The 24,392-nt window shown below is 70.4% G+C and carries 20 protein-coding genes; 12 read left to right on the forward strand and 8 right to left on the reverse strand.

Annotated features, from left to right (window positions below):
* Window positions 1–85: 85 nt before the first annotated feature.
* The 5 genes from E3O18_RS00630 (at window position 86) to E3O18_RS00650 (ending at window position 9,641) form a co-directional block, all read left to right on the forward strand.
* Window positions 86–3,706 carry a bifunctional proline dehydrogenase/L-glutamate gamma-semialdehyde dehydrogenase gene (locus E3O18_RS00630; protein ID WP_134394416.1) on the forward strand — a complete coding sequence of 1,207 codons (3,621 nt, stop codon included), beginning with the start codon at window positions 86–88 and terminating at the stop codon, window positions 3,704–3,706.
* A 173-nt stretch (window positions 3,707–3,879) separates the two neighbouring features.
* Entirely contained in the window at window positions 3,880–4,902 is a 1,023-nt protein-coding gene (locus tag E3O18_RS00635; protein ID WP_134394415.1) for a 3-oxoacyl-ACP synthase III, read from the forward strand.
* Window positions 4,899–7,649, forward strand: coding sequence for an alpha/beta fold hydrolase (locus tag E3O18_RS00640; protein WP_241978089.1), 2,751 nt, complete (start codon window positions 4,899–4,901; stop codon window positions 7,647–7,649). Before E3O18_RS00635 ends, E3O18_RS00640 begins: the two co-directional genes overlap by 4 nt.
* Before the next feature lie 103 nt (window positions 7,650–7,752).
* On the forward strand, window positions 7,753–8,721 hold the full coding sequence (locus tag E3O18_RS00645) for an NAD-dependent epimerase/dehydratase family protein (RefSeq protein WP_134417222.1): 969 nt from the start codon (window positions 7,753–7,755) through the stop codon (window positions 8,719–8,721).
* A gap of 176 nt (window positions 8,722–8,897) precedes the next feature.
* Complete coding sequence (locus tag E3O18_RS00650; protein WP_134417242.1) at window positions 8,898–9,641, forward strand: ABC transporter permease; 744 nt, start codon at window positions 8,898–8,900, stop codon at window positions 9,639–9,641.
* Window positions 9,642–9,703: 62 nt separating this feature from the next.
* On the opposite strand, the gene E3O18_RS00655 is transcribed toward E3O18_RS00650, so the two are convergent.
* Window positions 9,704–10,141: an Lrp/AsnC family transcriptional regulator gene (locus tag E3O18_RS00655; protein ID WP_104099917.1), complete on the reverse strand. Its 438-nt coding sequence runs from the start codon at window positions 10,139–10,141 to the stop codon at window positions 9,704–9,706.
* A 434-nt stretch (window positions 10,142–10,575) separates the two neighbouring features.
* On the opposite strand from E3O18_RS00655, the gene ddaH reads away from it, so the two are divergent.
* Window positions 10,576–11,367, forward strand: a complete 792-nt coding sequence (ddaH, locus tag E3O18_RS00660; protein WP_241978090.1) for a dimethylargininase — start codon at window positions 10,576–10,578, stop codon at window positions 11,365–11,367.
* 20 nt (window positions 11,368–11,387) lie between these two features.
* Window positions 11,388–12,632 carry an ornithine--oxo-acid transaminase gene (rocD, locus tag E3O18_RS00665; RefSeq protein ID WP_134417244.1) on the forward strand — a complete coding sequence of 415 codons (1,245 nt, stop codon included), beginning with the start codon at window positions 11,388–11,390 and terminating at the stop codon, window positions 12,630–12,632.
* 108 nt (window positions 12,633–12,740) lie between these two features.
* Here rocD and E3O18_RS00670 read toward each other — a convergent pair whose 3' ends face one another.
* The 4 genes from E3O18_RS00670 to E3O18_RS00685 form a co-directional block, all read right to left on the reverse strand.
* Complete coding sequence (locus E3O18_RS00670; RefSeq protein ID WP_134417226.1) at window positions 12,741–14,000, reverse strand: alpha-hydroxy acid oxidase; 1,260 nt, start codon at window positions 13,998–14,000, stop codon at window positions 12,741–12,743.
* A 16-nt stretch (window positions 14,001–14,016) separates the two neighbouring features.
* On the reverse strand, window positions 14,017–14,817 hold the full coding sequence (locus tag E3O18_RS00675) for a GntR family transcriptional regulator (protein WP_134417228.1): 801 nt from the start codon (window positions 14,815–14,817) through the stop codon (window positions 14,017–14,019).
* 124 nt (window positions 14,818–14,941) lie between these two features.
* The gene (locus E3O18_RS00680; protein WP_347232321.1) at window positions 14,942–15,913 is read right to left on the reverse strand and encodes a glycerophosphodiester phosphodiesterase family protein; all 972 of its coding nucleotides are present in this window, start codon (window positions 15,911–15,913) and stop codon (window positions 14,942–14,944) included.
* A gap of 96 nt (window positions 15,914–16,009) precedes the next feature.
* Complete coding sequence (locus E3O18_RS00685; RefSeq protein ID WP_134417230.1) at window positions 16,010–16,405, reverse strand: sortase; 396 nt, start codon at window positions 16,403–16,405, stop codon at window positions 16,010–16,012.
* Between the two features lie 115 nt (window positions 16,406–16,520).
* Here E3O18_RS00685 and E3O18_RS00690 point away from each other — a divergent pair, with 115 nt between their 5' ends.
* Window positions 16,521–17,987, forward strand: coding sequence for a peptide MFS transporter (locus tag E3O18_RS00690; RefSeq protein WP_134394408.1), 1,467 nt, complete (start codon window positions 16,521–16,523; stop codon window positions 17,985–17,987).
* Between the two features lie 242 nt (window positions 17,988–18,229).
* On the opposite strand, the gene E3O18_RS00695 is transcribed toward E3O18_RS00690, so the two are convergent.
* Both E3O18_RS00695 and E3O18_RS00700 read right to left on the reverse strand, forming a co-directional pair.
* On the reverse strand, window positions 18,230–19,543 hold the full coding sequence (locus E3O18_RS00695) for an MFS transporter (RefSeq protein WP_134394407.1): 1,314 nt from the start codon (window positions 19,541–19,543) through the stop codon (window positions 18,230–18,232).
* A 5-nt stretch (window positions 19,544–19,548) separates the two neighbouring features.
* Entirely contained in the window at window positions 19,549–19,953 is a 405-nt protein-coding gene (locus E3O18_RS00700; RefSeq protein WP_241973293.1) for a MarR family transcriptional regulator, read from the reverse strand.
* Between the two features lie 192 nt (window positions 19,954–20,145).
* Between E3O18_RS00700 and E3O18_RS00705 the strand changes: the two genes are divergently transcribed.
* Together E3O18_RS00705 and E3O18_RS00710 are read left to right on the forward strand one after the other, a co-directional pair.
* Entirely contained in the window at window positions 20,146–20,997 is an 852-nt protein-coding gene (locus E3O18_RS00705; RefSeq protein WP_134394405.1) for an alpha/beta fold hydrolase, read from the forward strand.
* A 9-nt stretch (window positions 20,998–21,006) separates the two neighbouring features.
* Window positions 21,007–22,056 carry a biotin/lipoate A/B protein ligase family protein gene (locus tag E3O18_RS00710; protein ID WP_104170055.1) on the forward strand — a complete coding sequence of 350 codons (1,050 nt, stop codon included), beginning with the start codon at window positions 21,007–21,009 and terminating at the stop codon, window positions 22,054–22,056.
* Window positions 22,057–22,080: 24 nt separating this feature from the next.
* On the opposite strand, the gene E3O18_RS00715 is transcribed toward E3O18_RS00710, so the two are convergent.
* Window positions 22,081–22,413, reverse strand: coding sequence for a GNAT family N-acetyltransferase (locus E3O18_RS00715; protein ID WP_134397557.1), 333 nt, complete (start codon window positions 22,411–22,413; stop codon window positions 22,081–22,083).
* 34 nt (window positions 22,414–22,447) lie between these two features.
* On the opposite strand from E3O18_RS00715, the gene E3O18_RS00720 reads away from it, so the two are divergent.
* Window positions 22,448–23,458: a site-specific DNA-methyltransferase gene (locus E3O18_RS00720; protein ID WP_134394403.1), complete on the forward strand. Its 1,011-nt coding sequence runs from the start codon at window positions 22,448–22,450 to the stop codon at window positions 23,456–23,458.
* Entirely contained in the window at window positions 23,455–24,381 is a 927-nt protein-coding gene (locus E3O18_RS00725; RefSeq protein WP_174722044.1) for an LLM class F420-dependent oxidoreductase, read from the forward strand. The genes E3O18_RS00720 and E3O18_RS00725 overlap by 4 nt, the downstream gene beginning before the upstream one ends.
* The last annotated feature ends 11 nt before the right edge of the window (window positions 24,382–24,392 follow it).

A 24,392-nucleotide genomic window follows, 5' to 3' on the forward strand; every position in this document is an offset into this window, starting at 1 on the left:
ATAAAGATTCGCTTTTGCTAAAGGAACGAAAACCTCACACTGAAATTAGCCGTCCGCCGTGAACGAAAGAACTAGCCTCGTGACCATGACCAACTCCACTCCATCCGTGCAGCACGATCTCAGCGCCGATGTGGTCGCCCTCGTGCAGAAGTGGCTCGCCGAGAGCGCCACGATCCCCGCCGACCTGTCGGCCCAGCGCCTCGCCGGTGTGCTGAAAGACCCGAACGGGCTCGACTTCACCGTGGGCTTCGTCGACGGCGTCATGCGTCCGGAAGACCTCATGGTCGCCGGCTACAACCTGCAGAAGGTTGCGAGACAGGCGCCCGGCTTCCTGCCCTCCTACCTGCGCGGGGCCATCGGCCTCGGCGGCGTGCTCGGCCCGGTGGTGCCCTGGGTGGTCATCCCCGCCGCGCGGAAGGTGCTGCGCCAGATGGTCGGGCACCTGGTCGTGGACGCCACGCCCGAGAAGCTCGGTCCGGCGATCGCCCACCTGCGCGAGTCCGGCAACCGGCTCAACATCAACCTGCTCGGCGAGGCCGTTCTCGGGGAGAAGGAGGCGCTGCGCCGCCTCGAGGGAACCCGTGCCCTGCTGGCCCGCGACGACGTGGACTACGTCTCGATCAAGGTCTCCTCCATCGCCAGCCAGCTGTCGATGTGGTCCTTCGACGAGGCCGTCGACCGCGTCGTCGAACGCCTGACCCCGCTCTACGAGCTGGCGGCGGGGGGCGGTTCGACCACCGGGGGCGGCTCCACCACCGGGGCCAAGTTCATCAATCTCGACATGGAGGAGTACCGCGACCTCGATCTCACCATCGCGGTGTTCGAGCGCATCCTCGACCAACCCCAGCTGCGCCACCTGGAGGCCGGCATCGTGCTGCAGGCCTACCTGCCCGACGCCCTCGGGGCCCTGCAGGGACTCACCCACTGGGCACAGGGCCGCCGGGCCGCGGGCGGAGCCCCGATCAAGGTGCGCGTCGTCAAGGGCGCCAACCTGGCCATGGAACACGTCGACTCCGCCGTGCACGACTGGCCGCTGGCGACCTACTCCACCAAACAGGACAGCGACACGAACTACAAGCGCGTGCTCGACTGGGCCTTCACCCCGCAGAACACGGATGCCGTCAAGATCGGCGTCGCCGGCCACAACCTCTTCGACGTGGCCTGGGCTCACCTCCTGGCCACGAAGCGCGGCGTGGACGACCGGGTCGAGTTCGAGATGCTGCTGGGCATGGCCACCAGCCAGGCCGAGGCCGTGAGCCGCGACGTCGGCCGCCTCCTGCTCTACACGCCCGTCGTGAACCCGGCCGAATTCGACGTGGCCATCAGCTACCTGATCCGCCGCCTCGAGGAGAACGCCAGCCAGGACAACTTCATGTCGGCGGTGTTCGAGCTGACGAGTTCCCCGCAGCTCTTCGACCGCGAGAAGGAGCGGTTCCTGGCCTCTCTCGCGGGCCTCGACGCGGTCGTCCCGCAGCCGAACCGCCGCCAGGACCGCACCCAGGTCACCCAGCTCGATGCGGCCGGCCGCGGCGAGGTCCCCGCAAGCGAATCCGGCGATGACGAGGATGAATTCGGAGACGAGTCCGGCATCGGGCTCACCGCAGCCGTGCTCGGGCTCACCCGCGGCTCGATCGAGAGCCTGCCGCACGCCGGTTTCCACAACGAACCCGACACGGACCCGTCCCTGCCCGCGAACCGGGCCTGGGGTCGTCACATCCTGAGCCGGGTCGAGACATCCACGCTGGGGCTGGACGCCATCCGTGACGCCCGGGTCAGCGACCCGGCCGAGCTGGACCGCCTGATCGAGGCCGCGGCGGTCTGCGGCGCCGCCTGGGGGCAGCGCACCGGAGCGGAGCGCGCCGCAGTGCTGCACCGGGCCGGGCTCGCGCTCGCCGCGAACCGCGACCGCCTGGTCGAGGTGATGGCCGCCGAAACCGGTAAGACCATCGCCGAGGGTGACCCCGAGGTCAGCGAAGCGATCGACTTCGCCCACTACTACGCCGAACGGGCCCGCGACCTCGACGCCGTGCAGGGCGCGATCTTCGTGCCCTCGAAGCTGACCGTGGTCACCCCGCCGTGGAATTTCCCGGTAGCCATCTCCGCCGGCGGCGTGCTCGCCGCCCTCGCGGCCGGCTCCGGCGTCATCGTCAAGCCCGCCAAGCTTGCCCAGCGTTCCGGCGCGGTCATGGTCGAGGCGCTCTGGGAAGCCGGCGTGCCGCGCGACCTGCTCGTGCTCGTGGACCTCGCCGACCGGGAACTGGGTACCCGCCTGATCTCGCACCCGGCTGTCGACCGCGTCATCCTGACCGGGGGCTACGAGACCGCGCAGCTGTTCCGCAGTTTCCGCGAGGACCTGCCCCTCCTGGCCGAGACAAGCGGCAAGAACGCCATTATCGTCACTCCCTCCGCCGACCTCGACCTCGCCGCCGCCGATGTCATCAAGAGCGCCTTCGGGCACGCCGGGCAGAAGTGCTCGGCTGCGAGCCTGGTCATCCTGGTCGGATCGGTCGCCAAATCGGAGCGCTTCATCAGTCAGTTGACGGATGCCGCGACCTCCCTGCGCGTCGGCCGCCCCTCCGACCCGGTCACCCAGATGGGCCCCCTGATCGAGCCGGCCGAGGGCAAGCTGCGCCACGCCCTCACCACGCTCGGCGTCGGTGAAAAGTGGCTGGTCGAGCCCCAGCAGCTCGACGAGTCCGGCGCCCTCTGGTCGCCGGGCATCCGCACCGGGGTGCTGCCCGGCTCCTACGTGCACCTGACCGAGTTCTTCGGGCCCGTGCTCGGGGTGATGCACGCCCGCAACCTGGCGGAGGCCATCCGTTTCCAGAACGCGGTCGACTACGGCCTCACCTCGGGGCTGCACTCGCTCGACCCGGCCGAGCTGACCGAATGGCTGGACACGATCGAGGCCGGAAACCTCTACGTGAATCGCGGCATCACCGGCGCGATCGTGCAGCGCCAGCCCTTCGGCGGCTGGAAGCGCTCGGCCGTGGGCCCGGGAACCAAGGCCGGCGGACCGAACTACCTGTACGGGTTCGGCAGCTGGGTGAGCGAAGCCGGCCGCAACAGCTCGACACTCCACCTGCGCGGCCTCGACCAGACCGTCACCGCCCTGATAGAGGCGGCGCAGACCGTGCTCGACTACGCGGACTTCGACGTGCTGCGCCGGTCGGCGCTGAGTGACGCGCTGGCCTGGCGCGACGAGTTCGGCGCGGTCAGGGACGTCTCAGACCTCGGTCTCGAACGCAACCTGTTCCGCTACCGCCCGCTGCCCGTCACCGTGCGCCTGACCGAGGCCGGCACCCTCGCCGACCTGCTGCGCGTGATCATTGCCGCGACCCTGTCGACGGCGTCGTTCGAGGTCTCCAGCGCCATCCCGGTGCCGCCGATGGTGCGCAACGTGCTCGCCGAGCGCGAGATCGCGGTCGCGGTCGAGAGCGACGACGAATGGCTGGAGCGGGCCCAGGCCGGTGGCATCCGCACCAGCCGGGTGCGCCTGATCGGCGGGGACCGCCTGACAGGGGCGCAGGCGGAGGCCTCCCGCCTGGCCCACGCGCTCGGCGGCAGCCCGGACATCGCGGTGTACGCACACCCCGTCACCCAGGCCGGCCGGGTCGAGCTGCTCCCGTTCCTGCGCGAGCAGGCGATCTCGATCACGGCGCACCGCTTCGGCAACCCGAGCACGCTCTCCGAGGGGATCATCTAGGGGCCGGGCTGCGGCCCGTGCGACGACGGCCGACCACAAGGCTAAAATAGGTCTGTGATGGCCGCAGTCTGCGGTCGACTGCACCAGCAGGAGTGCGGACAACGATCAGGCTTCTGGTGCACAATGATCGAGGCGTGGCTGACCACTGCTGCAATTCGACAGGGGATCCACAGTTGGACGGTAACGCAACGACGACGCACCGCAATGTCGCCCTGCTGTCGGTGGCGACCGAGCTCGCCCCGCAGGTCACGACCTCGGTGGACATCGATCGTCGCCTGCAGCCGGCCCTCAAACGGCTGAAGCTGCCGAGCGGCCTGCTCCAGCGGGTGGCGGGCGTGCACGAGCGCCGTAACTGGGCGCCCGGCCAGGCCTTCGACGACGCGGCCGTCACGGCCGGCAAGCGCGCCCTGGCCGCCGCCGGCATCCAGCCGGGCCAGGTCGGCCTGATGATCAACACCTCGGTGACCCGCAAGCACCTCGAGCCCTCGGTCGCCGTGCGCATCCACCACGGCCTCGGCCTGCCCTCCTCGGCCACGAACTTCGACATCGCGAACGCCTGCCTCGGTTTCGTCAACGGCATGACCCTGGCCGCACAGCTGATCGACTCCGGCCAGGTGCAGTACGCCGTGATCATCGACGGGGAGGACGCCGACGAGATCCAGACCAACACGATCGAGCGCCTCGGCCGCCCGGACATCAACCGCAAGGACTTCATGAGCGAGTTCGCGAGCCTGACGCTCGGCTCCGGCGCGGCCGCGGCCGTGCTCGGTCGGGCCGACGCGCATCCGGAAGGGCACCGCATCCTCGGCGGCGTGGCCCGCGCCGCCACCGAGTTCAACGGCCTCTGCGTCGGCAGCGTCGACGGCATGTTCACCGACGCCAAGGCGCTGCTCAAGGGCGGCATGGAGCTCGTCGTTTCGGCCTGGACCGAGGCCAAACGCGACTGGAACTGGTCGGGCATGGACCGGTACATCCTGCACCAGGTCTCGGATGTGCACACCGACGCGATCGTGAAGGCGACCGGGCTGGACCGCAGCCGGGTGCCGCTCACCTACCCGCTGTACGGCAATGTGGGGCCCGCGTCGATCCCGATCACCCTGGCCGAGGAGGCCGCGCGGCTCAGGACCGGCGATCGGGTGCTGCTGATGGGCGTCGGCAGTGGCCTGAACACGGCCATGATGGAACTCGCCTGGTGAAGCGCGGCTCTGCGCCCGTGTCCTACCGTCTCCCGCGCGCCGCCGCGACGCCGGCGCCCGCGTCCCTGCCGCCGGCCGGCCTGGCGGGGCTCGATGCCGCGTTCTCGCGCCTGGTGCCGGTCGTGTCGACCGCCTCCGGGCATCCGGTCACCCGCACCTGGCACCTGCTCGACAACGCGGAGCGTCTCGCCGAGCTGGGCGTGACCCCCGTGGGCACGGTGCTCTGCGTGCACGGTAACCCCACCTGGTCCTACCTGTGGCGCGAGTTCATCACGGCGGCGACGGATGCGGCCGGGCACGGCGGCGAGGCCTGGCGCGTCATCGCCGTCGACCAGCTCGAGATGGGTTTCTCCGAGCGGAGCGGCGCGGTGCGCCCGCTCGCCACCCGCGTGCGGGACCTGGGCGAACTGACCGACACCCTCGGCCTGGCCGGCCCGGTGGTCACCTTCGGTCACGACTGGGGCGGGTCGATCTCGCTCGGCTGGGCCGTCGACCACCCGGACGTGCTCGCCGGGGTCATGCTGCTCAACACGGCCGTGCACCAGCCGGGCGATGCGCCGGTGCCGGCCCCGCTGCGGCTGGCCCTGCGGAGCAGCGTGCTCGGCTCCGGCACCGTGGCCACGCCGGCGTTTCTGGCGACGACCCTGGCACTGGCGCACCCGCCGCTTCCGGCCGCGGTGAAGCAGGCGTATCGCGCGCCCTACCGCGGTGCGGCCCGCCGCGGCGGGATCGGCGGGTTCGTCGCCGACATCCCGGTGCATGGCTCACACGAAAGCGCGGCCGAACTCGCCCGCATCTCCGGCGGCATCCGGGACCTGACCGTACCGGCCCTGATGCTCTGGGGCCCGACCGACCCGATCTTCAGCGATCGCTACCTCGACGACCTCGTGGACCGCCTGCCGCACGCGGACGTGCATCGCTTCGAGGGCGCCGGGCACCTCGTCATGGAAGACGTCGACTACGCCGCGGCCGCCCTGACCTGGCTCGGCGACCGTGCCGTGCCTGCCGCTGCAATCGCCTCCGCTGCCCCGCAGGTTGACGTTCCGGTCGAACCGGGTGTGGGCGGCTGGGCGGCCGGCGAGCGGCATCCGCTCTGGCACTACCTGGACGAACTGCAGAACAGCGACGAGACCGCGCTGATCGACATGGCCCCGCCCGGGGGCGGTGCACCCCGCGTCGTCAGCTGGCGACTGCTCTCCCGGCGGGTGCGGCAGCTCGCCTGCGGCCTCGACCGGATCGGCGTGCGGAAAGGCGACCGGGTTTCGCTGCTCGTCCCGCCCGGCGCCGACCTGACCGCGGTGCTCTACGCCTGCGTGCGGATCGGCGCGATCGTGGTGGTCGCGGATGCCGGCCTCGGCCTACGCGGGCTGACCCGCGCCGTGCGCGGCGCGCGCCCCGACCACGTGATCGGCGCCGCCCCCGGGCTGCTCGCCGCCCGGGCCCTCGACTGGCCCGGCCAGAAGATCTCCGTGGCGCGGTTTCCCCGCGCCGCCATGCGCGCCCTCGACATCTCCGCCACCCTCGCCGAGCTGATCGCGCTCGGCGTGGACGAGCAGCTTCCGCCGCCGCCGGAACCCGGAGACACTGCCGCCGTGCTGTTCACCTCCGGCTCGACCGGGCCGGCCAAGGGCGTCGTCTACACGCACGGCCAGCTCGCCGCGGTCAGCCACGCGCTGTTCGCGCAGTACGGCGTGGGCCGCGGTACCGGCCTGGTGGCCGGCTTCGCCCCGTTCGCGCTGCTCGGCCCGGCCCTCGGCGCCCGCTCGGTGACCCCGGACATGGACGTGACGAAGCCGAAGACCCTGACCGCCGCATCCGTCGCCGCCGCGGTCGCCGCCATCGACGCGGCCGTGGTGTTCCTGTCACCGGCCGCGCTGGCCAATGTCGTGGCCACCGCCGGCAGCCTGACCGCCGCCGACCAGGTCAGCCTCGCCGGCGTGACGAGCTTTCTCTCCGCCGGTGCCCCCGTCTCCGAGCCGCTGCTCGCGGCCGCGGCCCGGCTGATGCCGTCGGCCTCCGCACACACGCCCTACGGCATGACCGAGGGGCTGCTGATGGCCGACATCTCGCTCGACGGCATCCGCGAGGCGACGGCGATGGCCACGGCGACGGATGCCCCGGCCGGCCCCGGCGGGGTCTGCGTCGGCCGCGCGACGGCGACCACGCGCATCCGCACGAGTGCCCTCGACGCCCGGGGGCACGCCACCGGCGAGCTGTCGGAGGCCGCCGGGGTCACCGGCGAGATCGTGGTCTCCGCGCCACACGTCGAGGACCACTACGACCGCCTGTGGCTGACCGACCGGGCCGCCCGCAGCGGCGCCGTGCCCGGTGAACGCTGGCACCGCACGGGCGACGTCGGACACTTCGACGCCGCCGGACGACTCTGGGTGGAAGGGCGCCTGCCGCATGTGATCACGACGGCGACCGGCGTCGTGACCCCGGTCGGTCCCGAGCAGCGTATCGAGTCCGTCGCAGCGGTGGCCCGGGCCGCCGTCGTCGGGGTCGGGCCGGCCGGCACCCAGCAGGTGGTCGCCGTGGTCGAGATCCGCATGCCGACCCGCCGGGTCGCGCTGGCCGACCCCGGGCTGGCCGCCGCCGTTCGTGCCGTCGCGGGGCTGCCGCTGGCCGCGGTGCTGGTCGTGCCGCACCTGCCCACGGACATCCGTCACAACTCGAAGATCGACCGCACCCGGCTGGGGCGCTGGGCCGGCGGCATCCTCTCCGGCGCGCGGATGACCCGCCCGTGAGGCCACTCACGCGTCACGCGCAGGCTGCGCCGCTACGCTGCCGGCACGCCGCGCGCGCAGCGGCGCAGCGCCCGCGCAGCGCAGTTTCACCGACGGCGCTGCCGTGAGGGTGCTCGTCACCGGGGCCAGCGGCTTCCTCGGCCGGGCCGTCGCGGCCGAGATCGCGGCCGCCGGACACGAGGTGCGCGCCTTCCAGCGCCGCCCGTCGGGCGTGCCCGGCGTGACCGACCTGCTCGGCTCGGTCACCGCCGCCGCCGAGGCCCGGCGCGCCGTCGCCGGAATGGACGCGGTCGTGCACCTGGCCGCCAAGGTGTCCCTGGCCGGCAGCCCGGCCGAGTTCGCCGCCGTGAACGTGGGCGGCACGCGCACCCTGCTGGCCGCGGCCACGGATGCCGGAGCCTCCCGCTTCGTCTTCGTGTCGTCGCCCTCGGTCGCCCACGCCGGGGCATCCATTGTCGGCAGCGACGCCGAGCCGGCCGACCCGGCCCGGGCCCGCGGTCCCTACGCCCGTACCAAGGCCGAGGCCGAACTGGTCGCCCTCGACGCGGATTCGGCCGCCCTGCGCGTGGTCGCCGTGCGGCCGCACCTGGTCTGGGGCCCGGGAGACACCCAGCTCGTGGCCCGGATCGTCGAGCGCGCCCGCGCCGGACGCCTGCCGCTGCTCGGCCCGGGTGCGGCGCTGATCGACACCACCTACATCGACAACGCCGCCACGGCCATCGCGGCAGCCCTCGATCGGGCCGACGCCGTGCACGGCCGCTCCTACGTGATCACGAACGGGGAGCCGCGGCCGGTCGCCGAACTGCTCGCGGGCATGTGCCGGGCCGCCGGCGTGCCGGCGCCGGCCTGGCGGGTCCCGGCCGGGGTCGCCCGCGGTGCGGGGGCGCTGATCGAGGCGGCCTGGCGCATCCGTCCGGGCGCCGACGAGCCGCCGATGACCCGGTTCCTGGCCGAGCAACTCTCGACCGCGCACTGGTTCGACCAGCGCCGCACCCGGTCCGAGCTGCGGTGGACGCCCGCGGTGAGCCTCGATGAGGGCTTCCGCCGCCTCGCCGCCTCGTACGACGGCTAGCTTTCTCGGGCACTGGCGGCCTCAACGGATGCCCAGGGCCGTCCGCACGATCGCCGGCGCCTCTCCTGCGCGCTGACGGAGCCCAGTCGTTGGCGGGTTCCGATCACCGGGGCCTGCCGGGCGCGGCGGCTCGCTAGGCTCGTCACGTGACCTGGCCCCGCGACCTCCCCGCCCAGATGGCCGGACTCGCGCCGACCCTGCTCGGGATCGCGCTGCTCATCGCGATCGTCACGCTGGTGCTGCGCGGCTACCGGGTGTCGCATCCGTTCGCGCCGGCCCTCGCCGTGCTGCGCGGCGCCCTGCAGCTCGCCGCGATCAGCCTGATCCTCAGCGGCATCATCTCCGACCCGTTCTGGGTCGGCGTGGGTCTGGCGGTCATGTTCACCGCGGCGGTCGGCACGGTCACCCGCCGGATCGGTGCCACCCGGCGGCACGCGGCCTGGGTGGCCGCCTCGATGAGCCTGGGCGTGATGGTCACCCTCCTCGTGGTCTTCGGCACCGGCGCGCTCGAGTTCACGCCGCGCTACGTGTTGTCGTTCGGCGGCATCATCATCGGCAACGCCATGTCGATCGCCACGCTCTCCGGCCGGCGCTTCACCGAGGGCGTGACCGAGCACTGGGAGGAGGTCGAGGGCTGGCTGGCCCTCGGCGCCACCCCGCGCCAGTCCACCCGGGAACTGGCCCGCCGCGCGGTGTACTTCGCTCTGATCCCCTCGACCGACCAGACGAAGACCACCGGGCTGGTCACGCTGCCCGGGGCCTTCGTGGGAGCGATTTTCGGTGGCGCCTCGCCGCTCGAGGCCGGGCGGTTCCAGATCGTGGTGCTTGCCGGCATCCTCTGCGCCGGATCGGTCGCGGCGGTCGCCCTGATCCACCTGCTGGCCCCCGTGACCCGGCGCCCCGTCGCGGTGCCGGGCTAGCGACACGCGCCGCGCTGATGCCCTCGGCGCCGGCCGGTCCGATCCTGCGGGGAGCCGCGCGGCTACTCGGCGGACCGGTGGATCAGCCGGGAGAGCACGATCGCGCTGCGGGTGTGGTCCACGTTGGGTGCCAGACGCACCTTTTCCAGCGCCGCCTCCAGACCGGGGATGTCCCGGGCCCGGATGTGCACGATGGCGTCGGCGCTGCCCGTGACGGTTCCGGCGTCCACGACCTCCGGCACCCCGGACAGGATTCGCAACAATTCCTCGGGCGCCACGGTGCCGCGGCAGAACAGCTCGACGTAGGCCTCGGTGCTCATGCCGTCGATGGCCGGATCCACCTGGATGGTGAAACCGCGGATGACGCGGTCGGCCACGAGCCGGTCGACCCGGCGTTTCACGGCCGACGCCGAGAGTCCGACGACCGAGCCGATATCGCCGTAGCCCGCCCGGGCGTTCTGGCGGAGCAGGTCGAGAATGCCACGGTCGAGGTTGTCCATGCCGAGAGTCTAGGGGGCATCGTTGCGCTGGCGCACTCATGAACGCAGAAAACCCGCGCCCGATAGCGCAATTCACTGGATAGCTGCGCCGTGGCGAGCGGATCTACGGGCGAACGTGCGGCATCCGTCATCGCCCGGTGTGGCGGAAAACTGCGTGAGGGGCCGGACGCGCGCACGTTTTCGGCGCAGAGTGGGGTGCACATCCGATTCGTGCTGTGTGAGACTAAGCATGGCGTCTCTGCCCAGGCGTTTCGTGCCGGCAGAGCTCTCGTGAGTGACCTGGTCCGCCATCCACCCCGCCAGCCGACCTCACCCGAAGAGGGCGGATGGCCGCCGAAGGAGTCACCATGACGACCAACCTCACCGCCCCGAACCTGGACGAGCTCGTCTCGCCGGCCCTGCCCGTGCGCACGCCCGTCAAGCGCACCGTGCTGATGTGCAAGCCCGACTTCTTCTCCGTCGTCTACCGCATCAACCCCTGGATGGATCCCGCCATCCCGACGGACACCGCGCTCGCCGTCGCCCAGTGGCAGACGCTGTACGACACCTATGTCGGCCTCGGCTTCGACGTGCACCTGATCGACCCCGTCGACGGCCTGCCGGACATGGTCTACGCGGCCAATGGTGGATTCGTCATCGACAACATCGCCTACGGCGCGGCCTTCACCTACGCCGAACGCCAGCCGGAAGGTCCGGCCTACATGGACTGGTTCGGCGCCAACGGCTTCGACGTGCGCGTGCCGGCGGAGATCAACGAGGGCGAGGGCGACTTCCTGCTCGTGGGCGACGTGATCCTCGCGGGCACCGGGTTCCGCAGCGCCTCGAACAGCCATGAAGAGGTGTCGGCGATCTACGGCCGCCCCGTGATCACGCTCAACCTGATCAATCCGAGCTTCTACCACCTCGACACGGCCATCGCCGTGCTCGACGCGTCGCCGGCCACGGGCAACGGTGAGATCGCCTACCTGCCGAGCGCGTTCGACGAGCCGAGCCTGGCCATCCTGCGCGAGCGATTCCCGGACGCCATCATCGTCGCCGAGGAGGACGCGGCCATCCTCGGCCTCAACTCCTATTCCGACGGCTACAACGTGGTCATCGCCGCGCGGGCGAAGGGCTTCGAGGCCCAGCTGCGCGCCCGCGGCTTCAACCCGATCGGGGTCGACCTGTCCGAGCTGCTGCTCGGTGGAGGAGGAGTGAAGTGCTGCACCCTGGAGCTGCGCCGATGACCGACCAGGCCACCGACCAGATGACCGACCAGGCCACCGCCCCGGCCGCCGCGCTCGGACCGGCCGCGTATATCGCGCTGGAAGACGAGCACGCGGCCCACAACTATCATCCGCTGCCCGTGGTCGTCGCGTCCGGCGACGGCGCGTGGGTGATGGATGTCGACGGCCGCCGCTACCTGGACTGCCTGGCCGCGTACTCCGCGGTCAACTTCGGCCACTCCAACCCGCTCCTGTTGGACGCCGCTCGCGAGCAACTGGGCCGCATCACGCTCACCAGCCGCGCCTTCCACAACGACCAGCTCGGCCCGTTCGTGACCGCGCTCGCCGAGCTCTCCGGCAAGGACATGGTCCTGCCGATGAACACGGGCGCCGAGGCGGTGGAGTCCGGCATCAAGGTGGCCCGCGCCTGGGGCTACCGGGTCAAGGGCGTCGCCGCCGGGATGGCGAACATCATCGTGGCCGGGGAGAACTTCCACGGCCGCACCACCACGATCATCAGCTTCTCTGACGACGAGTCGGCCCGTAAGGATTTCGGGCCGTTCACGCCGGGGTTCCGCACGGTTCCCTACGGGGACGCCGCGGCCCTCGAGGCCGCGATCGACGCGAACACGGTCGCGGTGCTGCTCGAACCCATCCAGGGCGAGGCCGGCATCGTCGTGCCGCCGGCCGACTACCTGCCGGCCGTGCGCGAAATCACGAACCGCCACAATGTGCTGTTCATCGCCGACGAGATCCAGTCCGGCCTCGGCCGCACGGGCGCGACCTTCGCCTGCGACCTGGTGGGCGTCGTTCCTGACCTCTACCTGCTCGGCAAGGCACTCGGCGGCGGCATCGTGCCGGTCTCGGCGGTCGTCGGCAATCGGGACATCCTCGGCGTGCTCCGCCCCGGCGAGCACGGTTCGACCTTCGGCGGCAACCCGCTGGCGGCGGCCGTCGGCCTCGCCGTGGTGAAACTGCTGGCCACCGGCGAACTGCAGGAGCGAGCGCGCGTTCTCGGCGCCCGCCTGCACGACGGGTTGACCGGATTGATCGGCCAGGGCGTCGTGGCCGTGCGTGGCGCCGGCCTCTGGGCCGGCATCGATATCGACCCGACGCTGGCCTCCGGCCGGGTGGTCTGCGAGGCCCTCCTGGCCCGCGGCCTGCTCGCGAAGGACACCCACGGCTTCACCATCCGGCTGGCCCCGCCGATCGTGGTCTCCGAGGCCGACCTCGACTGGGCGGTCGAGCAGTTGGCCGCCGTGCTCGCGGAGCTCGCCGCCGCGTAGCCGAGCCGCCGAGTTGTCCCGCCTGTGCCGAGTCGACCCGCGGGAACGGGTCAGCTCGGCACAAACGGCGACACTCGCCGAGGTTCGGCCGGCCGGGCGGCCACGGCGCTACACGCCGCCGGATGCCGCCACCGGCTGCGCGATGCGGCCGAGGCGTGCGAGCTGGGTGACGTGGCCCGGCTCGAGCTCCTCCAGGCTGTTCACGCCGAGCAGTCGCATGGTGCGGGAGACCTGCTCGGAGAGGATCTGGACGGCCCGGTCGACGCCGGCCTCGCCGCCGGCCATCAGGCCGTAGAGGTAGGCGCGGCCGACCAGGGTGAAGCGGGCGCCGAGGGCGACGGACGCGACGATGTCGGCGCCGCTCATGATGCCCGTGTCCAGGTGCACCTCGTATTCGTTACCGACCTCGCGCACGACGTGCGGCAGCAGGTGGAACGGGATCGGGGCGCGGTCGAGCTGGCGCCCGCCGTGGTTGGAGAGGATGATGCCGTCCACGCCGAGGTCGGCGAGCGTGCGCGCATCCGCCAGGCTCTGTACGCCCTTGACGACGATCTTGCCCGGCCACTGCGCCTTGATCCAGGCCAGGTCCTCGAAGGTGACGGTGGGGTCGAACATCGTGTCGAGCAGGTCGGCGACTGTGCCGCTCCAGCGGTCGAGGCTGGCGAAGGCGAGCGGTTCGGTGGTGAGGAAGTTGATCCACCACTCCGGCCGCGGCAGTGCGTTGATGACCGTTCCGGCGGTCAGGGCCGGCGGGATCGAGAAACCGTTGCGCTTGTCGCGCAGGCGCGCGCCGGCCACGGGCACGTCCACAGTCACCAGCAGGGTGTCGTAGCCGGCCTTCGCGGCCCGGTCCACGAGCGCCATCGAGCGGTCGCGGTCCTTCCACATGTAGAGCTGGAACCAGTTGCGCCCGTGGGGGTTCGCGGCCTTGACGTCCTCGATCGACGTGGTGCCCATGGTCGACAGGGAGAAGGGGATGCCGGCCCGGGCCGCGACGTGGGCGCCCGCGATCTCACCCTCGGTCTGCATCATCCGGGTGAACCCGGTCGGGGCGATGCCGAAGGGCTGGGCCACCGGGGCGCCGAGCACGTCCCAGCCGGTCGACACGGCCGACACGTCCCGCAGGATCGACGGGTTGAACTCGATGTCCTCGAAGGCCTGGCGGGCACGGCCCAGCGACAGCTCGGCCTCGGCGGCGCCGTCGGTGTAGTCGAACGCGGCCTTGGGGGTGCGCTTCTTGGCGATGTCGCGGAGGTCGTAGATGGTGAGCGCGCCCTCGAGGCGGCGCTTCTTCGCGTTCAGCTCGGGGGTCTTGAAGTGCATCAGCGGGGCAAGGTCTTTGATCTTCGGGATGCGTCGTTGAACCATGGTCGAAGGGTCCTTTCTATCGGGCCACCGGGTGCCCGTTGGCATCCGTGTGGTCGTTGGCGAAGAGGTCGGGCAGGTGGTTGGCGAGGTGGGTTTCCGCGTAGTAACCCGCGATATGGGACTGTACGAGCCTGCGGGCGGCCGGGGGATCGCCGGCCACGATCGCGCCGAGGATCGCGCGGTGTTCGGCGCGGAGCCGGGCGGAGGTGTCGGGCCAGGAAGCGAGGCTGGTCGCCCCCGCCCGCACATAGCCCTCGATGGCACTGCGCAGCCCCGCCATCGTGGCGGTCACGACCTGGTTACCCGATGCGGTGGCCAGGGCCAGGTGGAACGCGGCGTCGAGGGCCAGGAATTCCCCCTCGGTCAGCGCGGGAGACTCCATGGCGCAGAGCAGCAGCTCGGGCGTCGTCAGGTCGGGGTGCAGGGAGGCGTTGGCGTCCATGGTGGAACTGGCCTGGGCGGATGCCTCCGCCAGCTCGGTCACGACCGAGGCCTCGAGGACCAGCCGGGTCTTGACCACGTCAGCGACGGGAAACCCCTGCGCCGCCACCTGCAGACGCATCAGCGCCGACATGCCGCCGCCGGGCAGGGCCACGATGATCGCACCCGCCGTGGGCCCCGACCCGGCGGACGTGCGAAGCAGCCCGAGTACTTCGAGCACCCGGATGGCCTCACGCACGCTGGACCGTCCGACGCCCAGCTCTGCGGCGAGGGCCCGCTCGGGCGGAAGATGGTCACCCGGGCGTAGTCGCCCACTGAGGAGATCCCGCTCGATGCTCTGCAACACGACTTCCCAGGCACGGCGTTCGATGCTCACGGGGTCCTCCTCGACGTTGGGGTGGCATGCGGTGTGCCCGGCGGGGGATCACGCGTCGGACGGTGTGGTCTGACCACACGCTACACGACGCGCCCGGTGCGCACCAGCGCCCGGGGCGCATCCGTCACCGGGTGTACGCCGCCGGCACCTTCAGGCCGCGCTCCTCGAGGACCGTGCGGAGGCGGTCGGGGTAGTCGGTGATGATGCCGTCCACTCCCTCCTCCATCAGGCTGGTCAAGTCCGCGGTCTCGTTCACCGTCCACGGGACGACCGGGAGGCCGAGGCCGTGGGCGTCGGCGATCATAGCGGGCGTGACCGATGCGAAAGCGGGGGAGACAATGTCATAGCCCAGGGCCGCAGCCGCTTGGGCCAGGGAGCCGTTGTAGGAGTCGATGTCGATGCCGCCCAGGTTCGGGCTGGATCCGGGCTGCCCGACGCCCAGCCAGGAATCCCCGCTCGACAGGGCCCCCAGGGTCAGGTCCGGGGCGATTTGCCGGGTGAGGTTCAGTGACGCCCAGTCGAAGCTCTGCAGGACTGACCGATCCGCCATGCCGGAAGCCTCGATCTCACCGACGACGGCGCGGGTGAGGGCCGCCATCTCCTCGGCTCCGTCAGGACCGGAGACCTCCACCTTGGTTTCGACATTGAGGTGCACTTTGCGGGCGTCGTAGTCGCGCACCAGCTGGTACACCTCGCCCAGCGTCGCGATCCGGCTACCGGGGGTGTTCGCCTGTTCAGGGAAACCCGGCAACTGCTGGTAGCCGCAGTCCAGGGTGCGGATCTCGGCCAGGCTCAGGTCGCGCACCCGGTCGTCGGCATAGGGAAAGGCCGGGTCGCCGGGGAACGCGGGCGCGGTGTCGGCGCATTTGCTGGACGTCATCACGTCGTCGTGCCACACCACCACCTGGCGGATCGGCGGTTGTGGCGGCCGGCGTGCCCGGATCGGAGGGAGCGGCCCGGGCCGGCGAGGCTCCGAACGTCCCGGTGACGGCCCCGGCGAGGATGGCGGCGGCGGCCACCGAGAGCAGGATTGTGCGCATTGCGTGTTCCCCCTGGTGTTGCGTGAACCGGCGGCAGTCTGCCCCCGGTTTTCCACGCTACGAACCGGAGGTGGCCGGGGTGGAGAGGTCGCCTGTACTCAACATGAACGGGCCTGGTCACGGCGGCGGGCTCCGTGCGAACGCAGAGGATCTCAGATGAAGAGCAGCACGATGCCGAGCACGCCGGACGCGGCGCCGATGCCGAGCAGGATCAGGCCGGTCAGGCGCAGCGCCCTACCCTCGGCCTCCGGGGTGTGGGTGCGGCACCGGGAGGGGGTGCGGAGGCTGAACCAGACCGGCACGTCGTCGCCGGGCGCGAGCCCGTGCGTCTCGTGTGTGTTCGCCGGGCACTCGTGCACCTCGCCGTCACGGTCGAACCAGCGGATGACCGTTCCGGCCCGGGAGGACGCGATGACGCCATCCGTCAGCACCCAGCGACCCGTCACGCCGCGCGCGACGAGACCGGCCGCGAAGAGTGCCCCGCCGACGGCCAGGCCGACCAGGGTCAGCACCTCGCTGAGAAGGGAAACGAGCGAGTAGGTGTCCACGATGCCCCTTCCCGGTCGTCGTAACGGTACGGGCAAAATCGTACCGCGCCACCGGGCCGGATGCCGCGACCCGGCCGATGCCCCCAGGTCTGGGGGCACACGGTAAGGTCAAGCAATGAGCTCGGTTGTTGAACAATCCCCCACCCGTGACGACCGAAGCTTCCTCGGACAGCCTCGCGCCCTTGCCAACGTGTTCGGCGTCGAGATGTGGGAGCGGTTTTCGTTCTACGGGATGCAGGGCATCCTGCTGCTCTATTTGTACTACTCCGCGGCCGACGGCGGCCTCGGAATCCCGCAGGCCACCGCGGCAGGCATCGTGGGGGCCTACGGCGGCGGCGTTTACCTGTCGACCATCCTGGGAGCCTGGGTGGCCGACCGCCTGGTGGGCTCGGAGCGGGTGCTCTTCTTCAGCGCCATCGTGATCGCGGTAGGGCATGTGGCGCTCGCGCTCCTGCCGGGCCTCGGCGGCGTGGCGACCGGGCTCATCCTGATCGCGCTGGGCAGCGGCGGGCTCAAGGCCAATGCGACCAGCGTCGTGGGCGCGCTCTACGCCAAGGACGACCCTCGGCTCGACGCGGGCTTCTCGCTCTTCTACCTCGGCATCAACCTGGGTGCCTTCTTCGGGCCGGTCCTGACCGGCCTGCTGCAGACGACCCTCGGCTTTCACTACGGGTTCGGGCTCGCCGCCGTGGGGATGGCGATCGGCCTGGTGCAGTACTCCTTCGGCCGCAAGCGCCTGCCGGCCATCGTGCACGAGGTGCCGAACCCGCTGCCGGCGTCGCGCCACGCCAGCTACCTCTGGGCCGCGATCGCAACGGCCGCCGTGATCGTGGTGCTGGTCCTGCTCGGTGTGATCACGGCATCCGGCCTGGTCACCATTGTTATCGCGCTGACTCTGATCGCCACGGTCTGCTACTTCGTGGTCATCCTGCGCAACCGTCAGATCACCGCCCTCGAGCGCAGACGCGTCTACGCGTTCATGCCGCTGTTCGTGGCCAGTGCCGCGTTCTGGTCCCTCTCCCAGCAGCAGTTCACGGTGGTGACCATCTACACCGACGAACGGCTCAACCGCGACGTGTTCGGCTGGGAGCTGCCGGTCTCGTGGGTGCAGTCGTTCAACCCGGTCTTCATCATCCTGCTCTCGGGTGCCTTCGCCGCGCTGTGGACGCGCTGGGGTTCCCGCCAGCCGTCCACCCCGGTGAAGTTCGCGTTCGGCACCGCGCTGATGGGTTCCGCGTTCCTGCTGTTCCTCCCGTTCGTCGACGGCGGCCCGAATTCGACGCCACTGGTCGCGATGATCGCGATCCTGTTCGTGCTCACCGTGGCGGAGCTCCTGATCGGGCCGGTCGGCCTGGCCGTCACGACGCGGCTCGCCCCGGAACCCTTCAAGACCCAGATGGTCGCGCTGTTCTTCCTCTCGATCGCCCTGGGCACCGCGGTGTCCGGCTGGCTCGCCGAGTGGTACACCTCGGTGTCGGAGACGGTCTACTTCAGCGTGATCGGCGGGGTCGCGATCGCGCTCGGGCTGTTGCTCGCACTGATCGCCCGACCGATCCTGCGGCTGATGAACGGCGTGCGCTGACCGGCATCCGTCAGCCGAGTGGGTGCCAAGCGATGTGCTGTGCTGCGCCCCACGAACTCGGAGCTGGCTGCGCTGCGCGGACTCTGTGCAGCACAGGGGGGCGCGGTGTCCGGTGTTGAACCAATTCGACGGAGAATCTGAGCGAAACCTGCCTTTTCGGGCCTTATGGCAACGATTTGGGCAGAATCTCCGTCGAATTCGTTCGGGGAGAACTGCCGCCAGGCTCGTCAGGTCTCACTCCGTTAGCGCGTCGCCGTGGCCTCGACGATCGCGATTTCGCGGGTGGCGGTCTCGGCGGTGCGGCCGTCTCCGTCGTGGTGCACCCGCACTCGTGGGGTCACGCCCCGGCGGATCCGTACCCGCAGGCTGCGGTAGCGCACCATCCAGAAGAGCACCGCCCCGGCCGCGAGGAGGCCCGAGAGCGCGGCCACGCCGAGTGCCCAGCGCGGGCCGAACTGGTCGGCTACCCAACCCACCAGGGGTGCCCCGAGTGGCGTGCCGCCGGCGAAGATCGCCATGTAGAGCGCCATCACCCGGCCGCGCATGGCCGGCCGCGTCGTGGTCTGCACGTAGGCGTTCGCGGTGGTCATCAGGGTCAGCGAGGACAGGCCGACGAAGGTCAGGGAGATCGCGAAGGTCAGGTAGTTGGGCATCACCGCGGCCACGGCGCAGGACAGGCCGAACGCGAAGGATCCGACGATGACCAGACGCAGCCGCGGCCGGCCGCGACGGGCGGCCATCAGCGCGCCCGCGACGGAGCCGACGGCCATGATCGAACTGAGCAGCCCGAACTCGCTGGCACCCATGCCGAACTCGACCGTGGCCATCGTCGCCGTGAAGATCGCGAAGTTGAAGCCGAAGGTGCCCACCAGGAAGACGGTGATCAGCACGACGATGATGTCGGGCCGGCGGGACACGTACCGGAAGCCGGCCGTCAGCTGTCCCCGCTCGCGGGAGGCCCGCGGCTGCGGCCTCAGCTGAACGGTGCGCAGAAGAGTCATCGCGAGCACCGTCGCCGCGAACGTCGCCGAGTTGATCATGAAGACCCAGCCGGCGCCGACGGCGACCGTGAGCAGCCCCGCGGCGGCCGGTCCGATCAGCCGGGCACCGTTGAACGATGCGGAGTTGAGGGCCACGGCGTTCGGGAGGTCGTTGTCGGAGACCAGCTCCGACACGAAGGTCTGGCGGGCGGGGGCGTCGATCGCCGCGACGATCCCGAGGCCCAGGGCGAAGAGGTAGACGTGCCACAGCTCCGCGACGCCGGTGACGGTGATCACACCGAGGCCGAGGGCGAGCAGGCCCATCAGGGTCTGCGTCAGGATGAGCAGTCTGCGCCGGTTGAACCGGTCCGCGATGAGGCCGGACCAGGGCATCAGCACGAGCTGGGGCCCGAATTGCAAAGCCATCACGATGCCCACCGCGGTGGCGTTGTAATCGGTCAGTTCGGTCAGCACGATCCAGTCCTGGGCCGTGCGCTGCATCCAGGTTCCGATGTTCGACACGAGGGCCCCCGCGAACCAGATTCGATAGTTCGGGATGCTCAGGGAGCGGAACATGTTGTTCAACTGTTGGCGAGTTCCTTCATGATGTCGACGGCCTCGGTGAGGATCCGGCGCTGGTCGGAGCTGAGCGTGACGATGCGCTGGGCGAGCCAGGCATCCCGGCGTTTGCGCGTCTCCCGCATCAGGGTGCGCCCCTGGTCGGTCACCGTGAGCACCACCTTGCGGCCGTCGTCGGCAGAGCCGGCCCGGTTCACGAGGCCAGCGTCGACCAGCGCGTTGACCGTGCGGTTCATCGACGGTGGGGTGACCCGCTCGCGTTCGCTGAGCTCGCGGAGGGTGAACGGGCCATGGAAAAACAGGGTGCCGAGTGCCGAGAACTGGCTCGAGCTGAGCTCATTGTCGGCCTTCTCCTGCCGCAGGCGGCGGGCCAGCCGGCCGTTGGCCAGCCGGAAATCATGACTCAACTCGGCTACCGTCGCACGTCGACCAGGAGAGACCTCCGGCGCAAGCACGTGAGATGTCGGTGAAGATTCCATAGCTACCCACCCTAACCACTTAGCCTTGCTAAGTATTCCCTGCACGCAGCCTAGTTCAGGATCGACGGCAAACAACCGGAATCCAGAGACGCGCGGGGCGAGTCCTGCCAGACTGGCATCGTGCCTACCTACACGGATGACTTTGGCGTCTCGATCACGTATTTCACCTGGCCGGTCGATCGCCCGCGGGCCATCGTGCAGGTCGCTCACGGGGTCGGTGAGCATGCGCAGCGGTATGCGGAGCTCGCCACCCGACTGAACACGGCCGGCTACACGGTCTACGCCGACGACCACCGCGGCCACGGCCAGACCGGAGTGCACCAGTACGACGGCGACCTGTCCCGCCTCGGCCGCCTCGGCCCCGGCGGACTGCGCGCGGCGGTGGCCGGCGTACGCCAGCTGAGTGGGATCATCCGCGCCACTCACCCTGACCTGCCGCTCGTGCTGCTCGGCCACAGCTGGGGGTCCTTCATGGTGCAGATGATCGTCAACGCGCACGCCTCCGACTACGATGCGGTCGTGCTCAGCGGCACGGCCTACCGGATGCCCGGCTACCTGGACAGCGGCGACCTCAACCGCCGTCACAAGCACCTCGGCGACACCGGGGTGGAGTGGCTGAGCCGCGATCCAGAGGTGGCCCGTGCTTTCATCGCCGACCCGCTCACGACCACGACCCCGCTGGCCAAGCTGTTCGGGCTGCGGGAGGCGGCGCGCCTCTTCGGCAGGCCGGGCCGCGACCTGCCGCCGGGCCTGCCGCTGCTCATCCTGGTCGGCGGTGACGACATCGTGGGCGGGGAGCGCAGCGCTCGCAGGCTGGTTCGGGCCTATTCCGGGCGGTCGGGACTTCGGGACATCCGGATCATCATCTATCCCGGTGCCCGCCACGAGGTGTTCAACGAGACGAACCGTGAGGATGTCTTCGACGACCTGATCGGGTGGCTGGCCAAACGTTTTGCCGTGCGCGCCGATTAGGCTGGCGTCATGCACGGTGAATATAAGGTTCCAGGCGGCAAGCTCGTCGTCGTCGATCTCGATGTCGTTGACAACACGATCGTCGACTTCCGGCTGGCCGGTGATTTCTTCCTCGAGCCCGACAGTGCGCTTGGCGACATCAACGCGGCCGTGAACGGCCTGTCCGCCGACAGCGACGCGGTCAGCATCGCCGCCGCAGTGCGCGCCGCGCTCCCGGCCCATGCCACGCTGCTCGGGTTCTCGCCCGAATCGGTGGCGGTGGCCATCCGTCGCTCCCTCGCCCAGGCCAGCGGCTGGCGCGACTACGAGTGGCAGCTGATCCACACCAAGGCTGTCGCTCCCGTCATGCAGATGGCGCTTGACGAGGTGCTCGCGATCGAGGTCGGCGAGGGGCGCCGCAACCCCACGCTGCGGATCTGGGAGTGGACGGAGCCGGCCGTCGTCATCGGCAGCTTCCAGTCCCTGAAGAACGAGGTCGACCCGGTCCAGGCCGCCAAGCACGGCTTCACCGTCGTGCGCCGGATCAGCGGCGGCGGCGCCATGTTCATGGAAGCCGGCTCGGTGATCACCTACTCGATCTACGCACCGACCGACCTCGTTCAGGGCATGACGTTTGCCGACTCCTATGCATTCCTCGACGAGTGGGTGCTCACGGCGCTCAAATCCCTCGGCATCGACGCGTACTACCAGCCGTTGAACGACATCACGAGCCCCAAGGGCAAGATCGGCGGGGCCGCGCAGAAACGTCTCGGCAGCGGCGCCGTGCTGCACCACGTCACCATGAGCTACGACATGGACGGCGACAAGATGGTGCAGGTGCTCCGCATCGGCCGGGAAAAACTCAGCGACAAGGGCATCACGAGCGCCGCGAAGCGCGTCGACCCGCTCCGCAGCCAGACCGGCCTCAGCCGGGATGCGATCATCGACCGGATGAAGGCGACCTTCACAGGGCTCTATGGCGCCGTCGCCGGAGAGATCACCGAGGCGGAATATGCCAGGGCGACCGAGCTGGTCGAGACCAAGTTCGGCACCGAGGAGTGGATCGGGCGGGTTCCCTAGGCCACGGGGCCGTCGGTATGCGGGCTACCGTCCGCGCGTGAGCAGGTCCTGGTACTCGGCGTGCAGGTCGATCCAGCGCACGACGTAGGGGCACACCGGCACGACCGTGAGGGTGGTGCGGGTGCGCACATCGTCGAGCGCCTGCTCGACGAGGATGCCCGCCAGCCCCTCGCCCCGGTGCGTCGGGTCCACCTCGACGTGGGTGAACACCACGTCCTGGCCGGCGACCTCGTAGTCGGCGAAGCCCACCGTGGTGCCGGCGAACTCGAGCGTGTACCGGGCCAGGGCCGGTTCGTGACGGAATACGACCGAGTCGGATTCCCCGGTCGTTTCCGGGGATGCTGCATCTGGTGTCATCCCCTCAGCGTAGGCTCCCTGACACAATGTAGGAATGCCGATCGCGTGGTCTCCCTCCTCCCCCAGCCGTGTCGTCCACGCCAACAACCTCGAGGTTCTGCCGCAGCTGCCCGACGCGGCCTTCACGCTGATCTACCTGGACCCGCCGTTCAACACGGGGCGCAAGCAGAACCGGCAGACCACGACGTCGGTGCGCGCACCGGCGAGCCCGGCATCCGTCGCCCTGGGTGCGGACGCCGCGGGCATCATCACCGGTTTCAAGGGCCAGCGGTACGAGCGGATCAAGGGTGACCTGCTCGGCTACGACGACCAGTTCGAGGACTACTGGGCCTTCCTCGAGCCGCGCCTGATCGAGGCCTGGCGCCTCCTGGCCGATGACGGCACCCTCTACCTGCACCTCGACTATCGCGAGGCGCACTACGCCAAGGTGTTGCTCGACGCCCTCTTCGGCCGGGACTGCTTCCTGAACGAGCTGATCTGGGCCTACGATTACGGCGCGAAGTCGAAGAACCGCTGGCCGACCAAGCACGACACGATCCTGGTCTACGTGAAGAACCCGGCCCGATACTACTTCGACTCGACCACGGTCGACCGCGAGCCCTATATGGCGCCCGGTCTGGTCACCCCCGAGAAGGTCGCGAAGGGCAAGCTGCCGACGGATGTCTGGTGGCACACGATCGTGTCGCCCACCGGCAAGGAGAAGACCGGGTATCCCACCCAGAAGCCCGTCGGCATCCTGCGCCGCATGATCCAGGCGTCCAGCCGCGAGGGGGACTGGGTGCTCGACTTCTTCGCCGGCAGCGGCACGACGGGCGCGGTTGCCGCGGCCCTCGGCCGCCGCTTCGTGCTGGTGGACCAGAACCCCGAGTCGATCCAGGTCATGCGCACGCGCTTCGCACTGCTGCCCGCGGTGGAGTTCCTGCCCGGCGGATTCGAACCGGCCGTGCCGGAGCCGGCCGTGCCCGAACCGGCCGTGCCGGAGCCGGCCCAGCCGGCGCTGTTCGATTTCGGCGCCGACCGGCCCGAGGCAAGATTGGGAGCATGAGACTTCGCATTTTCACCGAACCGCAGCAGGGTGCCTCCTACGACGACATCCTCGCCGTGGCCCAGGCCACGGAGACGCTCGGCTTCGACGCGTTCTTCCGCTCCGACCACTACCTCGCGATGGGAGACACGGCTTCCGTGCTGCCGGGGCCGACGGATGCCTGGACCACCCTGGCGGGCCTCGCCCGGGAGACCCGGCGCATCCGCCTGGGCACTTTGGTCTCGTCGGTGACCTACCGTCCGCCGGGGATCCTCGCGATCCAGGTGGCGCAGGTCGACCAGATGTCGGGCGGGCGGGTCGAGCTCGGCCTCGGCACCGGCTGGTTCGAGCAGGAACACCTGGCCTACGGCATCCCGTTCCCGGCCAGGCGGTTCGGCATGCTCGAGGAGCAGCTGGAGATCGTGACCGGGCTCTGGAAGACCCCGGTCGGCGACCGCTACAGCTTTGCCGGCGAGCACTACACGCTCGTCGACTCGCCCGCCCTGCCCAAGCCCGTGCAGGCCCGCATCCCGGTGATCGTGGGCGGTGGCGGCGCCAGGCGTACCCCGGCCCTGGCTGCCCGCTTCGCCACCGAGTTCAACCTGCCGTTCCCGGACTTCGCGGATGTCCCGGTCAAGTTCTCCGGCGTGCGCGCTGCCTGTGAGGCCATCGGTCGCGATCCCCGTGAGCTGGTGTACTCGGCGGCGCTGATCGCCGTCGCGGGCGCGGACGAGGCCGACTTCATTCGCCGGGCCGCGGCCGTGGGCCGGGAACCGGCCGAGCTGCGGGCGCACGGCGTGGCCGGCACGGCGTCCGAGGTCGTGGACCGCCTCGGCGCCCTCGCCCACGACGGGGTCGAGTGCGTCTACCTGCAGATCATGGACCTGTCCGACCTCGATCACTTGGACTTCATCGCCCGCGAGGTCATGCCTCAGCTGGCTTGACCGTCCTGCCC

The sequence above is a fragment of the Cryobacterium sp. TMT2-42-4 genome, from assembly GCF_004402645.1.
Taxonomy (GTDB): Bacteria; Actinomycetota; Actinomycetes; order Actinomycetales; family Microbacteriaceae; genus Cryobacterium; species Cryobacterium sandaracinum.

Excerpts from the sequence above, each read along its gene's own strand:
- E3O18_RS00630 (WP_134394416.1), top strand. The coding sequence starts at position 86 with ATGACCAACTCCACTCCATCCGTGCAGCACGATCTCAGCGCCGATGTG.
- E3O18_RS00650 (WP_134417242.1), top strand. The coding sequence starts at position 8,898 with ATGGCCGGACTCGCGCCGACCCTGCTCGGGATCGCGCTGCTCATCGCG.
- E3O18_RS00655 (WP_104099917.1), bottom strand. The coding sequence starts at position 10,141 with ATGGACAACCTCGACCGTGGCATTCTCGACCTGCTCCGCCAGAACGCC.
- ddaH (WP_241978090.1), top strand. The coding sequence starts at position 10,576 with ATGTGCAAGCCCGACTTCTTCTCCGTCGTCTACCGCATCAACCCCTGG.
- rocD (WP_134417244.1), top strand. The coding sequence starts at position 11,388 with ATGACCGACCAGGCCACCGCCCCGGCCGCCGCGCTCGGACCGGCCGCG.
- E3O18_RS00670 (WP_134417226.1), bottom strand. The coding sequence starts at position 14,000 with ATGGTTCAACGACGCATCCCGAAGATCAAAGACCTTGCCCCGCTGATG.
- E3O18_RS00690 (WP_134394408.1), top strand. The coding sequence starts at position 16,521 with ATGAGCTCGGTTGTTGAACAATCCCCCACCCGTGACGACCGAAGCTTC.
- E3O18_RS00695 (WP_134394407.1), bottom strand. The coding sequence starts at position 19,543 with ATGTTCCGCTCCCTGAGCATCCCGAACTATCGAATCTGGTTCGCGGGG.
- E3O18_RS00710 (WP_104170055.1), top strand. The coding sequence starts at position 21,007 with ATGCACGGTGAATATAAGGTTCCAGGCGGCAAGCTCGTCGTCGTCGAT.
- E3O18_RS00715 (WP_134397557.1), bottom strand. The coding sequence starts at position 22,413 with ATGACACCAGATGCAGCATCCCCGGAAACGACCGGGGAATCCGACTCG.
- E3O18_RS00720 (WP_134394403.1), top strand. The coding sequence starts at position 22,448 with ATGCCGATCGCGTGGTCTCCCTCCTCCCCCAGCCGTGTCGTCCACGCC.
- E3O18_RS00725 (WP_174722044.1), top strand. The coding sequence starts at position 23,455 with ATGAGACTTCGCATTTTCACCGAACCGCAGCAGGGTGCCTCCTACGAC.